14 protein-coding genes and 1 tRNA gene are annotated in these 13,521 nt (G+C 71.5%); 11 read left to right on the top strand and 4 right to left on the bottom strand.

Annotated elements, in window-relative coordinates:
* Positions 1-167: 167 nt before the first annotated feature.
* From PUR53_RS26310 to PUR53_RS26300, 3 genes are all read left to right on the top strand, one after another.
* A complete protein-coding gene (locus tag PUR53_RS26310; RefSeq protein WP_329902419.1) occupies positions 168-740 on the top strand; it encodes an SUKH-4 family immunity protein in 573 nt (190 codons plus the stop codon).
* Between the two features lie 94 nt (positions 741-834).
* The gene (locus PUR53_RS26305; RefSeq protein WP_329902420.1) at positions 835-1,260 is read left to right on the top strand and encodes a hypothetical protein; all 426 of its coding nucleotides are present in this window, start codon (positions 835-837) and stop codon (positions 1,258-1,260) included.
* A 112-nt stretch (positions 1,261-1,372) separates the two neighbouring features.
* Positions 1,373-1,849 carry a DUF6083 domain-containing protein gene (locus PUR53_RS26300; protein ID WP_329909826.1) on the top strand — a complete coding sequence of 159 codons (477 nt, stop codon included), beginning with the start codon at positions 1,373-1,375 and terminating at the stop codon, positions 1,847-1,849.
* Between the two features lie 286 nt (positions 1,850-2,135).
* Here PUR53_RS26300 and PUR53_RS26295 read toward each other — a convergent pair.
* A tRNA-Cys gene (locus PUR53_RS26295) sits at positions 2,136-2,210 on the bottom strand.
* A gap of 256 nt (positions 2,211-2,466) precedes the next feature.
* On the opposite strand from PUR53_RS26295, the gene PUR53_RS26290 reads away from it, so the two are divergent.
* From PUR53_RS26290 to PUR53_RS26270, 5 genes are all read left to right on the top strand, one after another.
* Entirely contained in the window at positions 2,467-4,002 is a 1,536-nt protein-coding gene (locus tag PUR53_RS26290) for an MFS transporter (RefSeq protein WP_329909825.1), read from the top strand.
* Between the two features lie 32 nt (positions 4,003-4,034).
* The gene (locus tag PUR53_RS26285) at positions 4,035-4,232 is read left to right on the top strand and encodes a hypothetical protein (RefSeq protein WP_329902423.1); all 198 of its coding nucleotides are present in this window, start codon (positions 4,035-4,037) and stop codon (positions 4,230-4,232) included.
* Positions 4,232-4,600, top strand: a complete 369-nt coding sequence (locus PUR53_RS26280) for a type II toxin-antitoxin system death-on-curing family toxin (RefSeq protein WP_329902424.1) — start codon at positions 4,232-4,234, stop codon at positions 4,598-4,600. The genes PUR53_RS26285 and PUR53_RS26280 overlap by 1 nt, the downstream gene beginning before the upstream one ends.
* 183 nt (positions 4,601-4,783) lie before the next feature.
* Positions 4,784-6,580 carry a DEAD/DEAH box helicase gene (locus PUR53_RS26275; protein ID WP_329902425.1) on the top strand — a complete coding sequence of 599 codons (1,797 nt, stop codon included), beginning with the start codon at positions 4,784-4,786 and terminating at the stop codon, positions 6,578-6,580.
* Positions 6,581-6,938: 358 nt separating this feature from the next.
* On the top strand, positions 6,939-7,580 hold the full coding sequence (locus PUR53_RS26270; RefSeq protein ID WP_033525002.1) for an IclR family transcriptional regulator: 642 nt from the start codon (positions 6,939-6,941) through the stop codon (positions 7,578-7,580).
* 66 nt (positions 7,581-7,646) lie between these two features.
* Here PUR53_RS26270 and PUR53_RS26265 read toward each other — a convergent pair whose 3' ends face one another.
* Positions 7,647-8,486 (bottom strand): alpha/beta fold hydrolase, encoded by an 840-nt coding sequence (locus PUR53_RS26265; protein WP_329902426.1) that lies wholly within the window; start codon positions 8,484-8,486, stop codon positions 7,647-7,649.
* Positions 8,487-8,572: 86 nt separating this feature from the next.
* Between PUR53_RS26265 and PUR53_RS26260 the strand changes: the two genes are divergently transcribed.
* Together PUR53_RS26260 and PUR53_RS26255 are read left to right on the top strand one after the other, a co-directional pair.
* Entirely contained in the window at positions 8,573-9,049 is a 477-nt protein-coding gene (locus PUR53_RS26260; protein WP_329902427.1) for a MarR family winged helix-turn-helix transcriptional regulator, read from the top strand.
* A gap of 117 nt (positions 9,050-9,166) precedes the next feature.
* Positions 9,167-9,967, top strand: a complete 801-nt coding sequence (locus tag PUR53_RS26255) for a S16 family serine protease (protein WP_329902428.1) — start codon at positions 9,167-9,169, stop codon at positions 9,965-9,967.
* A gap of 84 nt (positions 9,968-10,051) precedes the next feature.
* Here PUR53_RS26255 and PUR53_RS26250 read toward each other — a convergent pair whose 3' ends face one another.
* Entirely contained in the window at positions 10,052-10,534 is a 483-nt protein-coding gene (locus PUR53_RS26250; RefSeq protein ID WP_177262086.1) for an Lrp/AsnC family transcriptional regulator, read from the bottom strand.
* A gap of 122 nt (positions 10,535-10,656) precedes the next feature.
* On the opposite strand from PUR53_RS26250, the gene hppD reads away from it, so the two are divergent.
* The gene (gene hppD, locus PUR53_RS26245) at positions 10,657-11,838 is read left to right on the top strand and encodes a 4-hydroxyphenylpyruvate dioxygenase (protein WP_443078355.1); all 1,182 of its coding nucleotides are present in this window, start codon (positions 10,657-10,659) and stop codon (positions 11,836-11,838) included.
* 226 nt (positions 11,839-12,064) lie between these two features.
* On the opposite strand, the gene PUR53_RS26240 is transcribed toward hppD, so the two are convergent.
* Positions 12,065-13,468, bottom strand: coding sequence for a tetratricopeptide repeat protein (locus tag PUR53_RS26240; RefSeq protein WP_329909824.1), 1,404 nt, complete (start codon positions 13,466-13,468; stop codon positions 12,065-12,067).
* Positions 13,469-13,521: the final 53 nt, after the last annotated feature.

Genomic DNA, 13,521 nt, shown 5'->3' with positions numbered 1-13,521 from the left:
AGCCCCTGAGGTGCGTGTTCGCGCGTACGGCGGGCGTTGTCAGTGGGGCGGCGTATGGTTCTCGGAAGTGGGGACGACGACCGCTCGGCGGTGCTGGGCTCCGCTGGGGGTAGCACGCTGAGAACCATGTGCCGGGGGGCGCCATGAGCACAATGACGATGGGGAATATGGGCCTGACGGACCTGAACGACCTGCGCGATCCGACGCGCATCGACGACCTGGCGGTGCTGACCGGGGGACCGGTCACCCGCTCCGGGCTGGCGCTCGACCTGCCGGCCCGGCTGCTGGACGAGGAGTTCGGCCGGAGCAGGGTGTGGCGCTTCGAGGACTTCGACTTCCCGGCCACGCTCACCCACGAGCCGACCCGCCGCTTCCTGCGGGACATGGGCCTGCCCGAGGACCACGGCTTCTTCCACCTCGACACGGACTTCCCGCTGCCGACGCTCGCCGAGTACTACGCGCACGACCGCGCCGACGCGTTCGCCGCCGACCGACTCCCCTCCGGAGCGGCCCACTTGATCCGCCTCGGCCACTTCGTCGAGGGCAGCAGCGTCGTCGTCGACGGCACCACGGGCGCGATCCTCAACTGGAGCGAACCGGAGTCCACCCTCAGCCCCCTCGACGCCGACCTCTCCACCCTCGCCTTCACCCTCTGGCGCCTCCACCGCGAGAAGCACGAGGGAACGGCAACGGGTTGCTGGGTGGAACGCCTGCGCAACGAGGCCTGCGCCGAGCTCTGACCGCGCTCGCGCGTCCGCTGCCGTGGCATGTCCAGGATGGGGCGAATAGGCTGGTCGAGGGGGTCGAGAACGCTTCGATCCCCAGGAGGTCCCCATGTTCCCCATGGTCCCCATGAGGAAGAACCGCAACGGCGTTTTCCGTGCGACAGGAGTCCTCTCCGCACTCGCCACGGCCGCCGCGATCGTCTGCGTCGGCCCGGCCCAGGCCCAGTCCACCGCTCAGCTGTCCGCGTGGGTCAGTGACGGCTGGGGCGGTGGCACCATCACCAGCCAGCCCGCCGGGATCAACTGCCACCAGTCCGCGTGGGACCCCTACGCGAGCAACGAACCGCAGCCGTACCCCACGGGCACCTGCACCGCCACGTTCGAGGTCGGCACGACGGTGACCTTCACCGCCACGCCCGACACCGGGTCCTCCGTCAACGACGGCCCCACACCGAACCCCGTGACCATACGAACCGGCTACAACTACACCTGGGTGATGTTCTGCCCCAACGACGGACTCTGCTCCGCGGGTTAGCGCCGCAGGTTCTTGTTCATGGGCGACGTGTCGCGTCTGTCACGTCCATCGTGCCCTGATGCGCCCTGATTGCGCCCTCCCTGTGCCCGAGGTGCGTGCGGACGCTGGAGCGATGGGGGACACGGACAAGCCGAGCATCGTCCCGTTGCCGAGCGCGGACGGACATCGCCAGCCACCGCCGGACACACCGCGGCCGTGGGAGAACATCGACCGCGCCCAAGCCGCTCGGGAAGGCGCCATGGGTCCCGAGCCCCCCGCCCCGCCCATCTGCCCCGACTGCGGGCTCACCGGTGAGCGGCGTCCCACGTACTACGACGCCCACGTCCTCCTGGAGCCCGACCTGTCCGCGCCGGCCCACATGGTGCCGGCCTGGCACCGCTGGTACGTCGACTCCCACGGCGTCGGCTGGAACAGCCGGGAGGACGAGCCCGAACCAGGCGCGGTCTGCCGAATCCCCCACCACATCGCCTGCCCGGGCCTGAAGTTGGAGGAGATCGGCCTGTGGCGCTGGCTGGACACCGTCCGCGCGGAGAACGCCCGCCGGGCGCGGCGAAGGGCGGACGAGGAAGGCATCCCGAACGCGGGATGACCGACAGCTACAGGCTGTCGAAGGCCCGCACGACGGCGTCCCAGAAGCGGTACCGGCGACGGTGCCGCTTGCTGCAGTACCGCCGCCTGCGCCACCGCCCTAGCGGCTGCCGCACCGGCACATGACACCACCTGCACGGCCGCGTGCGGATCACGGGTTCCCCTCCCATGCCCCACACCGTAACGGCCTGCCCCCGCGGACCCGCCAGGGAGCGTCGAGATAAACAGCACCAAAGGGCGGCGCCTCGCAAGAGGCGCCGCCCTTTGGTGCTGCCTGGCCAGGCAGGTGGAGGCCGTGGCGGGAATCGAACCCACGTAACTCGCTTTGCAGGCGAGTCCCTAAACCACTCGGGCACACGGCCGGGTTGGGGGCGGGGGCCGGGTGGGCTCTCGCTCCGAACTCGATGGGTTGACCGTAGGCGGGGGGCGGGTGGGGGCTCAAGGGTGGTGGGGGTGCTGCAACGGGACTGCCATACGCCGTTCATGAATGGGGGTGCGGGGCGGCGTACGGGGTGGGCGTACAGGGCGGGCGTACCTGTGGGCTTACGACCAAGGTCCTGGGTGGTGGGGGGCTTCGGACAGGGGCGAAAGTCCATCGTGCCCCTTACGCTGGCTCGCATGGTCGATTCCGAACCGCGTGGCGCGGGTGTCACGCAGAGCCCCGCCCCGACGTCGGTCGCCGACGGTGAGGCAAGCGTGCTGAGCCGTTCCTACCGGGGGCTCAGTATCGGGATCGTCTCGGTCGTGCTGCTGATCGCCTTCGAGGCCATGGCGGTCGGCACGGCCATGCCGGTCGCGGCGCGGGAGCTGAACGGGATCTCGGTGTACGGGTTCGCGTTCTCGGCGTACTTCACGACCAGCCTGTTCGGGATGGTGCTGTCGGGGCAGTGGGCGGACCGGCGGGGACCGCTGGGGCCGTTGACGGCGGGGATCGGTGCCTTCGCGGCCGGGCTGGTGCTGTCGGGGACGGCCGGTGCGATGTGGCTCTTCGTCCTCGGGCGGGCTGTGCAGGGGCTCGGCGGCGGGCTGGTGATCGTCGCGCTGTACGTCGTGGTCGGGCGTGCGTACCCGGAGCGGCTGCGGCCCTCCATCATGGCGGCCTTCGCGGCGAGTTGGGTCATCCCCTCCGTGGTCGGCCCCCTCGCCTCGGGCGCGGTGACCGAACAGCTGTGCTGGCGCTGGGTGTTCCTGGGGATCCCGGCGCTGGTGGTGCTGCCGTTGGGGCTGGCCCTGCCGCAGATACGGCGACGGGCCTCCGGGCCGGTCACCGCTGCTTCCGCCGTAGCCCCTGGTGCCTCCGCCTCGGCCTCCGTATCGGATTCGGTGTCCGCCCCAGCCCCCTCCTTCGACCGCCGACGTATCCGGCTCGCCTTCGGGATCTCCCTCGGGGCCGGGCTGTTGCAGTACGCGGCTCAGGATCTGTCGTGGTGGTCTCTGGTGCCGGCGGCCGCGGGAGCCGGGCTCCTCGTGCCGGCCGTGTCGGGGCTGTTGCCGAAGGGGACGTACCGGGCGGTGCGGGGGCTGCCGTCGGTGGTGCTGCTGCGCGGCGTGGCGGCTGGCTCGTTCGTGGCGGCCGAGTCGTTCGTGCCGCTGATGCTGGTGACCCAGCGGGGGCTGTCGCCGACGCTCGCCGGGTTCTCGCTGGCGGCCGGTGGGGGGACCTGGGCGCTGGGGTCGTGGGTGCAGGCGCGGGCGCGGGTGGAGCCGTATCGGGAGCGGCTGATGACGGTGGGGATGGTGCTGGTCGCGATGGCGATCACCACGCTGCCGGGGGTGCTGGTCGACTCCGTCCCGGTGTGGATCGTGGCCGTCGCCTGGGCCTTCGGGTGCTTCGGGATGGGGCTCGTGATCTCCTCCACCAGCGTGCTCCTGCTCGAACTCTCCGCCCCCGAGGAGGCGGGGACCGACTCCGCCGCGCTCCAGATCTCCGACGGTCTCACCAACGCGCTGCTCCTCGCGGCGGGCGGCGCCGCGTTCGCCGCGCTGGGTGGTGGCGCGGTCGGCCATACGGCCACCACGACCGGCGCCGCCACCTCCCACCCGGCCGCGTTCGTCGCGGTGTTCCTGCCGATGGCGGGGGTGGCGTTGGTGGGGGCTTGGGTGACCACGCGGTTGCGGGCGCCCACGGGTGGGTTGTCGGCGGAGAGGTCATGACACCGCGCGGTACCGCGTAGTACCGTTGTGTCATGGCTGGACTGAACCTGCGGTTTACGGAAGAAGAACTCGACGCCCTGCGCGACCGCGCCGCGGCGGAGGGGCGCAGCATGCAGGCCTTCGCGCACGACGCGGTGATCGCGGCCATAAACGAGCATTCGAGACTGTTCAACGAGGCGGCTGAGCATGTTCTGAAGGCCAGTGCCGAGTTGAACCGGAGGCTCGCCTGATGCACTACCTCACGCTGCCCGAGGTGCTGAATCTGGCGAAGCGGCTCGGTGCGGACGAGGTGCGCGACTACGGGCTGCTGGACTCGGCTCTGGCACGCCCCCAGTCGAGTGTGTTCGGGCAGGACGCCTACCCGGACGTGTGGCAGAAGGCCGCCGCGTTGATGGAGTCCCTGGCTCGCAATCACGCTCTGGTCGACGGGAACAAACGGATCGCCTGGTACGCGACCTGGGTTTTCCTGCACATGAACGGGCACCCCTTGGACGCCGACTTCGACGTGGACGAAGCGGAGCGCTTCGTGCTGGACGTCTGCCAGGGCGCGTTGGACGTGCCCAAGATCGCTGCGCAGTTGCCGCGCTTCGCGCGATGACGGCGGGCCGCCGTCGTGTGTGAGGTGGGTCCCACCTGAGGGCGCCCCCGCGCAGTTCGCGCGTTGGCGGAACCGGGGCGCCGGTAGGGTGGCCCGGTTGTCATACGTAGCCGTGGTGTCCGAGTCGCTGCGCGAGTCGCCCGGGGCTACCCGCCGAGCCGCTCGACCCCCAGACCGGAGACCGTGACTACCACCGCCACCTCCTCCTCGAATCACCACCTCTCGCCCGCCTTCCCGGGCCGTGCCCCCTGGGGTACCGCCAGCAAGCTGCGTGCCTGGCAGCAGGGGGCGATGGAGAAGTACATCCAGGAGCAGCCGCGGGACTTCCTCGCGGTCGCGACCCCGGGCGCCGGTAAGACGACCTTCGCGCTGACGCTCGCGTCCTGGCTGCTGCATCACCATGTCGTGCAGCAGGTGACGGTCGTGGCGCCCACCGAGCACCTGAAGAAGCAGTGGGCCGAGGCCGCGGCGCGGATAGGGATCAAGCTGGACCCGGAGTACAGCGCGGGCCCGCTCAGCAAGGAGTACGACGGGGTCGCGGTCACCTACGCCGGTGTGGGCGTACGGCCCATGCTGCACCGCAACCGCAGCGAGCAGCGCAAGACCCTGGTGATCCTGGACGAGATCCACCACGCCGGCGACAGCAAGTCCTGGGGCGAGGCATGCCTGGAGGCGTTCGAGCCGGCCACCCGCCGGCTCGCGCTCACCGGTACGCCCTTCCGCTCCGACACCAACCCCATCCCCTTCGTCACGTACGAGGAGGGGGCGGACGGCATCCGGCGGTCCTCCGCCGACTACACCTACGGCTACGGCAACGCGCTCGCCGACAACGTCGTGCGGCCCGTCATCTTCCTCTCCTACAGCGGCAACATGCGCTGGCGGACCAAGGCGGGCGACGAGATCGCCGCGCGCCTCGGCGAGCCCATGACCAAGGACGCGGTCAGCCAGGCCTGGCGTACGGCGCTCGATCCGCGCGGTGAGTGGATGCCGAGCGTGCTGCGCGCCGCCGACCAGCGGCTCACCGAGGTCAGGAAGGCCATCCCGGACGCCGGCGCCCTCGTCATCGCCACCGACCAGGACTCCGCGCGCGCCTACGCCAAGCTGATCCGCGAGATCACGGGGACGAGCGCGACGGTCGTCCTCTCCGACGACTCGGGCGCCTCGGACCGTATCGACGAGTTCGCCGGCAGCACCGACCGCTGGATGGTCGCCGTGCGGATGGTGTCCGAGGGTGTCGACGTGCCCCGGCTCGCCGTCGGGGTCTACGCCACCACCATCTCCACCCCGCTCTTCTTCGCCCAGGCCGTGGGACGGTTCGTACGGTCCCGGAGGCGCGGCGAGACCGCGTCCGTGTTCCTGCCGACCGTGCCCGACCTGCTCACCTTCGCCAACGAGATGGAGGTCGAGCGGGACCACGCCCTCGACAAGCCGAAGAAGGCGGGCGAGGAGGACCCGTACGCCGAGGAGGACAAGCTTCTCGCGGAGGCGGAGAAGCAGCAGGACGAGGACACCGGCGACCAGGACATGCTGCCGTTCGAGGCGCTGGAGTCCGACGCCGTGTTCGACCGGGTCATGTACAACGGCGCCGAGTTCGGCATGCAGGCCCACCCCGGCAGCGAGGAGGAGCAGGACTACCTCGGCATTCCGGGGCTGCTGGAACCCGACCAGGTGCAATTGCTGCTGCAGAAGCGGCAGGCACGGCAGATCGCGCACAGCCGCAAGAAGCCCGACGCCGAGGCCGACCTGGTGGAACTGCCGGCCGACCGGCGGCCCGTGGTCACCCACAAGGAACTGCTCGAACTGCGCAAGCAGCTCAACGGCATGGTCGGCGCGTACTCCCACCAGAGCGGCAAGCCGCACGGTGTCATCCACACCGAGGTACGCCGGGTGTGCGGCGGACCGCCGAGCGCGGAGGCCACGGCGGGGCAGCTACGACAGCGGATCGCCAAGGTGCAGGAGTGGGCGACCCGGATGAAGTGACGCCGGGGAGCGCACTCCGGGGCGCGTATCGAGAGCGCGCTCCGGGGTGCGTGAGGGCGTGTTCCGGGGAGCGTGCCGCGCGTGGTGCGCTCGCACATTTCATGACAAAGCAAAGTAGTCCGTACCGGTCACTGCCCGGATTCTGGACGTAGTCTTCCGCTCAGCGAACCCCCTCGTCTACTGTCCCGCTACGCACACGCCCCGTGGCAGCGCCGCCGCGGAGCGCAGCCGTGAAGCGACTCCGCCCGGACCATCCGGGTTCAGCCGATCGGCGGCCTCTGTAGCGCGTCGCCGACGGGACCGGTGACGCATCAGCCGTGACAGAGGTCGCCGCCCTCACCACGAAGGAGTGGGCGTCGTGACCGCGGAGACCTCTCAGACGCTTGATCGGGGACTGCGTGTCCTCAAGCTGCTCGCCGACACCGACCACGGGCTGACCGTCACCGAACTGTCCAACAAGCTCGGGGTCAACCGGACCGTCGTCTACCGCCTGCTCGCCACCCTGGAGCAGCACTCCCTCGTCCGTCGTGACCTGGGCGGACGTGCCCGGGTGGGGCTGGGCGTGCTGCGGCTCGGGCGGCAGGTGCATCCGTTGGTGCGGGAGGCCGCGCTGCCCGCGTTGCGCTCGCTGGCCGAGGACATAGGGGCGACCGCCCACCTCACGCTCGTCGACGGCACCGAGGCGTTGGCCGTCGCCGTCGTCGAGCCGACGTGGACGGACTACCACGTGGCGTACCGGGCCGGGTTCCGGCACTCGCTGGACCGGGGGGCCGCGGGGCGGGCCATCCTGTCGGGGCGGCAGCAGCCGGGGGACTGGCCGGGGTACGCGCTCACGCACGGCGAGCTGGAGGCGGGGGCGAGCGGGGCCGCCGCCCCGCTGCTCGGGGTGACGGGGGTCGAGGGCAGTGTGGGTGTGGTGATGCTGGCCGACGCGGTGCCGGAGCGGGTGGGCCCGCGGGTGATGGACGCGGCACGGGAAGTCGCCGACGCGCTTCGGTGAGACGCCCTCGCCCCCGCGCGACACCCCCCGGGTGACACGCCTCCCCAGTCACACAGGGCGCGCCGGTCAGGGGCGAAGGTCCAGTGAGTCCAGCCACTTCAGCAGGTGTGCGGTGAAGGTGTCCGGCTGCTCCATGTTCACGTAGTGGCCGGCGCCCTCGATGGTGATGGTCCGGCCCTTCGCAGCGACCGTGGTGACCAGGCGTTCGGCCATGGCGATGAGGTCGGGGGCGTCCAGGGCGCCGTTGACGGCGAGGGTGGGGGCGGTGATGCCGGCGGCGCGGGCCCAGGTGTCCGTGACCGGGACGTGCCAGTCCGTCTCGCCGACGGTGTGCTTGAGGGCGGTGGCCCGGCTCATCTCCCGTACCCGCCGGACGATGTCGGGGTCCACGTCCTCGACCGCGCGGTGCGGACCGGCGACGGCCTCACCGACCACGTCGAGCCAGCCCTCGAGGTCGCCCGACATCAGCGTGCCGTAGTACCGGGCGACGCTGTCCTTGGTCCACGGGTCCGTGAACTCGGGCTCGCTGGTGCCGACGCCGCTGACGACGAGGGCACGTACCAGTTCGGGATGTTCCAGGGCCGTGTCGACCGCCGTGCCCCCGCCCATCGACATGCCGACCAGGATCGCCGGGCCCGTGTCCAGGTGGCGCAGCAGCGCGGCGAGGTCGTCGGTGAAGCGGAACGGCTTGCTCGCGTTGGCGGAGGCGCCGTGCCCGCGCGCGTCCGGGGCGATGACCCGGTGGCCCGCCGCCGTCAGGGCGGGTACCAGATCGCGCCACATGGTGTGGTCCGTGAAGCCGCCGTGCAGCAGCACGAGCGGGGTGCCCGAGCCGGTGTCCTGGTAGGCGAGGGGGCCGTCGTCGGACGGGAAGGTGTGCGTGAGGACCTGCGACGCATCAGTCATGACAACTAAGGTGTCATATTGCGTCAAGGATGACAACCCAGTTGTCATCCTGCGGTGGTGTGGGGCGTGGACGACACAATGAGCCCGTGACAGAGACCAATGAGCCGCTGCCGCCCGACGCGCTCGCCGGGCGGCTGTCCGAGGTGTTCGCCGTCCTGGGACCCCTGTACCGGCGGACGACCCGCGCGCTGGAACTGAAGGAACGGAAGGAGGGGTTCCCTGTCGGCGTACGCGCTGTCCTGGAGCTGTTGCGCATGGCCGAGCGGCCCATGACCGTGCCGCAGATGGGGCGGACCCTGGCGTTGAGCAGGCAGTTCGTGCAGCGGATGGTGAACGAGGCGGCCGGGCGGGACCTCGTCGAAGCCATCCCCAACCCCGCCCACCAGCGCTCCTCCCTGATCCGGCTGACCGACACCGGCCGCGAGGCCATCGACGCGCTGGTCGCCCGGGAGAGCGCGCTGCTGAAGCAGGCCGGAGGCGATCTGACGGCGGCCGACGTCGACTCCTGTGTGCGGGTCCTCACCCAGCTCCTCGCGCTCTTCGAGGACGTGGACGTCAACTGAGACCCGCGTCGGCAGACGGACCCGGCCGTCGCCGACCGTCGGCCCCGGCCGTCGCCGGCGGTCCTCGGGGTACCACCGCCCCCTGGCCGGAACTACCCCTCACGTTAGATTGATCCCGTGCTCTCTCGTCTCTCCAGCCTTTCGCGTCCCATCGCCGTAGCCGTCGGCGCCCTGCCGGTGGTGGGGCTGCTCGCCACGGTGGCGTTCGCGCCGTTGCCGTTCTCCGTGGCGCAGCCCGGGATGACGGCGAACGTGCTCGGCGAGAACAAGGGCGAGCCGGTGATCACGATCAGCGGCGCGGAGGCCCGGAGGACCAGCGGCCAGCTGCGGATGACGACGATCGAGGCGACGGGGCCGGATGCCCGTATCGGCCTCGGCGACGTGCTCGACGGCTGGTTCCGTACCGACCAGGCCGTCATGCCGCGCGAGGCGGTCTACCCCAGCGGCGACACCACCGAGGAGATCCAGGAGCACAACGCGGCCGAGATGAAGGAGTCCCAGGACACCGCCACCGAGGCCGCGCTCGCCTACCTCGGCGAGGACTCCGGTGACATCGAGGTCACCCTGCGGCTCGCCGACGTCGGCGGCCCCAGCGCGGGCCTCCTCTTCTCCCTCGGCATCATCGACAAGCTCGATGGCGACGGCAGCGGCGGCGACCTCACGGGTGGCCGGGTCATCGCCGGTACGGGGACCATCGACACCTCGGGCAAGGTGGGCGCGGTCGGCGGCGTCGCCCTCAAGACGCAGGCCGCCCGTCGCGACGGCGCGACCGTCTTCCTGGTCCCCAAGGCCGAGTGCGCCGACGCCAAGGCCGAACTGCCCAAGGGGCTGCGGCTCATCCCGGTGACGACCCTGAAGGGAGCGGTCGGCTCCCTCGTGGCGCTGGAGACGGGCAAGGGGTCCGTACCGAGCTGCTGACCTGCGCCTGACGGGCTCCCGGCTCGATCATGGCGAGGAGGGCGGTCAGGAGGACGGTCAGGAGGGCGGCGGAGGTGGTCCGCGTCAGCCGTCGGCGCGTTCGCGCAGCGCCTCCTGCTCCACCAGCGGGATGATCCGCAGCGGAACGGGGTTCTCCATGACGATCGCCGTGGCGGCCCGGACGATGCCGTCGAAACCGACGACCCGGTCGATCACCCGCTGGAGATCGGCGTTCGAGCGGGCCACCAGCCGGCACAGCATGTCCCCGCTGCCGGTCGTCGTGTGCAGTTCCAGCACCTCCGGCACGGTCGCCAAGTGCGCCCGTACGTCCGCCCCTTGGCCCTGCCGGATCTGCAGGGTCGCGAACGCGGTGACCGGATAGCCGAGCGCGGCCGGATCCACCTCGGGGCCGAACCCGCGGATGACGCCGTTCGACTGCAGCCGGTCGAGCCGGGCCTGCACCGTGCCCCGCGCGACCCCCAGCCTCCGCGACATCTCCAGCACCCCGATCCGCGGCTCGCGCGCGAGCAGGACGATCAACCGCCCGTCCAGATGATCGATCGCCACCGGACCTCCCGAGCTGGTCATGCTGTGCGGAACACCGCGCATGAGGGGCATGTCGCTAAACAGATTGTCCAGCGGATACGCCAACTGTTGCACACCTTGTGAGTGCGGAGCACTCTGCGGTCATGGCAGCCACCTCCGCGCACACGCACGACACGCACGACACGCACGGCACACACGACGTCCCCGGCGCCGCACGGCAGGCGGACCCCTTCCCGGTCAAGGGAATGGACGCGGTCGTCTTCGCGGTGGGCAACGCCAAGCAGGCCGCCCACTACTACTCCACGGCGTTCGGCATGCGCCTCGTCGCCTACGCCGGCCCCGAGACCGGCAGTCGCGAGACGGCGAGCTACGTCCTGGAGAACGGCTCGGCACGGTTCGTCCTCACCTCGGTCGTCAAACCCGCTACCACCTGGGGACACTTCCTCGCCGAGCACGTCGCCGAGCACGGCGACGGCGTGGTCGACCTCGCCATCGAGGTCCCGGACGCCCGCCGCGCGTACGCCTACGCCGTCGAACACGGCGCGCGGTCCGTCACCGAGCCGTACGAGATGAAGGACGAGCAAGGAACCGTCGTCCTCGCCGCGATCGCCACGTACGGCACGACCCGGCACACCCTCGTCGAGCGCACCGGCTACGACGGCCCGTACCTCCCCGGCTACGTCGCCGCCGAGCCCCTCGTCGAGCCGCCCGCCCAGCGGACGTTCCAGGCCATCGACCACTGCGTGGGCAACGTCGAGCTCGGGCGCATGAACGAGTGGGTGGAGTTCTACCGCCGCGTCATGGGCTTCACCAACATGAAGGAGTTCGTGGGCGACGACATCGCCACCGAGTACAGCGCGCTGATGTCGAAGGTCGTGGCGGACGGCACGCTCAAGGTCAAGTTCCCCATCAACGAGCCCGCCATCGCCAAGAAGAAGTCCCAGATCGACGAGTATCTGGAGTTCTACGGCGGCGCGGGCGTCCAGCACATCGCGCTCAACACGAACGACATCGTGCGGACGGTACGGACGATGCGGGCGGCCGGGGTCGAGTTCCTCGCCACGCCGGACTCGTACTACGACACGTTGGGGGAGTGGGTCGGCGACACGCGGGTGCCCGTCGACACCCTCCGCGAACTCAAGATCCTCGCGGACCGGGACGAGGACGGGTACCTGTTGCAGATCTTCACCAAGCCGGTGCAGGACCGGCCGACGGTGTTCTTCGAGATCATCGAGCGGCACGGTTCGATGGGGTTCGGCAAGGGGAACTTCAAGGCGCTGTTCGAGGCGATCGAGAGGGAGCAGGAGAAGAGGGGCAACTTGTGAGGGCGCGAGGGCGCCTCATGGCTCGGGGGCGCGGTTTCGTCGGCGACCGCGGCTCCGGTGAGGCTTCTCGCGCAGTTCCCCGCGCCCCTGAAAAGCCGGGGCTGCGCCCCGCGCTTTTCAGGCCCGCAGGGCCTGGTCTTTGTCTTTTAGGGGCGCGGGGAACTGCGCGAGCAACCACGAATCACCCGCACCCGACGAAACAGGCACCCCCACCCCCTCCCGCGCCTCACCCACCCCCCACCACATACGGATTCAACCGCCGCGCCTCCTCCAGATGCCGCCGCCCCGCCGCCTCCAACCCCACCGCCCGCTCGATCACCCCCCGGTGATACGCGTACACCGCACTCCGCACCTCCCCACCCCGCGCCCGATCCGTCGCCCGCCGCGCGAACCCCAGCGCCCTCTCGTCCTCCCCGGCCCGATGCAACGCCCATCCCAGCGCATCGGCCACCCGCAACCCCGGCTGCTGCTCCCACTCGGCCCGCAACGCCCGCACCGCCACCGTCGGCGACCCGTGGTCCGCCTCCAGCACCCCGAGGACGAGCGTCTCGTTCACCCCGGCCGCGGCGGACCGCGCCACCAGCGCCCGCACCACGCCGTACTGCTCCCGCGCCTCCCTCGCCCGCCCCAGCGACTCGTACAGCTCACCCAACCGCAGGGCCACTTCGGCGGACGGCCGCCGCGACAGCGCCGACCGGTACGCCCGCACCCCCTCCGCCGTCCGCCCCAGCGCGGCCAGCGCACGCCCCCGGCACGCCCCGGCCTCCGGCTCGCCCCCGGACGGGCCGGAGCCGCCGGCCTCGCAGTACCGCAACGACAGCTCCGCCTCCCCCCGCTCCCAGGCCAGCTCCCCGGCCCGTACCCACCACGCCGCACCCGCGGCCGACGGCCCCGCGGCCGAGGTCTCGGCGGCCGCCGCGTCGGAGAGCGCCGCGGCCGCGTCCTCGCGTGCCCCCTGGTCCCAGGAGACCCGTGCGGCCCGCGCCCTGGCCGCCGGCCCGGAGTCGACGGCGAGCATCCTGTCCCGGGTCGCGCGGGCGGCCTTGTACCGGCCGAGCCCGTCGTACGCGTCGATGAGCAGCGCGTACGAGGTCCAGCGCCCCGGCGCCACCCGTACGGCCTCCTCGCCCCAGCGTTGCGCCGCCCGGAAGTCGCGGCGGGCGACGGCGAGGGCGGTGAGACCTTCGAGGGCGTCCGCGTTGCCGCTCGGCCGGAGCCGCAGCGAGGTGCGCAGGGCGCGTTCGGCCCGGGGGTAGTCGCTGACGCGGCCGGTCCGGCGGGCCCGTTCGACGTACGCCACACCGAGCACCGCCCACGAGGCGTGGTCACGCGGGCGGGCCCGCACCCGGGCCTCCCGCTCCCGCACGACCGAGGCCACCTCGGACGACGCCGCGGGCACGCCGGCCGTCACGGTCGCCGTCACCCGCGCCCCCGCCTCGGCCCCCGCCGCACCCGCCACCCGCGCCTCCCGTCCGCCGCCACCGTCACCCCCGTCCGGCGGCACCACCATCAGCACACCCCCGAGCACGAAACACCCGACGACGGCCCAGACCACCCGCCGCCCCCGCCCGCCGGCCCGCCACCCGGCGGGCCACCGCCGCACCGCCCGCTCCTCGTTCTCCACAGACATGCCGTCACTGTGCGTCAATACGACGACCACATCCGGCACCCGAACGCTCGCGC

The sequence above is a fragment of the Streptomyces sp. SP18BB07 genome, from assembly GCF_036322545.1.
Taxonomy (GTDB): domain Bacteria; phylum Actinomycetota; class Actinomycetes; order Streptomycetales; family Streptomycetaceae; genus Streptomyces; species Streptomyces deccanensis.
Note: the sequence above shows the minus strand (reverse complement) of the source record. Positions and strands in the feature narration are given on the sequence as shown.

Excerpts from the sequence above, each read along its gene's own strand:
- PUR53_RS26280 (WP_329902424.1), top strand. The coding sequence starts at position 4,232 with ATGCACTACCTCACGCTGCCCGAGGTGCTGAATCTGGCGAAGCGGCTC.
- PUR53_RS26285 (WP_329902423.1), top strand. The coding sequence starts at position 4,035 with ATGGCTGGACTGAACCTGCGGTTTACGGAAGAAGAACTCGACGCCCTG.
- PUR53_RS26265 (WP_329902426.1), bottom strand. The coding sequence starts at position 8,486 with ATGACTGATGCGTCGCAGGTCCTCACGCACACCTTCCCGTCCGACGAC.
- PUR53_RS26310 (WP_329902419.1), top strand. The coding sequence starts at position 168 with ATGGGCCTGACGGACCTGAACGACCTGCGCGATCCGACGCGCATCGAC.
- PUR53_RS26290 (WP_329909825.1), top strand. The coding sequence starts at position 2,467 with ATGGTCGATTCCGAACCGCGTGGCGCGGGTGTCACGCAGAGCCCCGCC.
- PUR53_RS26300 (WP_329909826.1), top strand. The coding sequence starts at position 1,373 with ATGGGGGACACGGACAAGCCGAGCATCGTCCCGTTGCCGAGCGCGGAC.
- PUR53_RS26305 (WP_329902420.1), top strand. The coding sequence starts at position 835 with ATGTTCCCCATGGTCCCCATGAGGAAGAACCGCAACGGCGTTTTCCGT.
- PUR53_RS26240 (WP_329909824.1), bottom strand. The coding sequence starts at position 13,468 with ATGTCTGTGGAGAACGAGGAGCGGGCGGTGCGGCGGTGGCCCGCCGGG.
- hppD (WP_443078355.1), top strand. The coding sequence starts at position 10,657 with ATGGCAGCCACCTCCGCGCACACGCACGACACGCACGACACGCACGGC.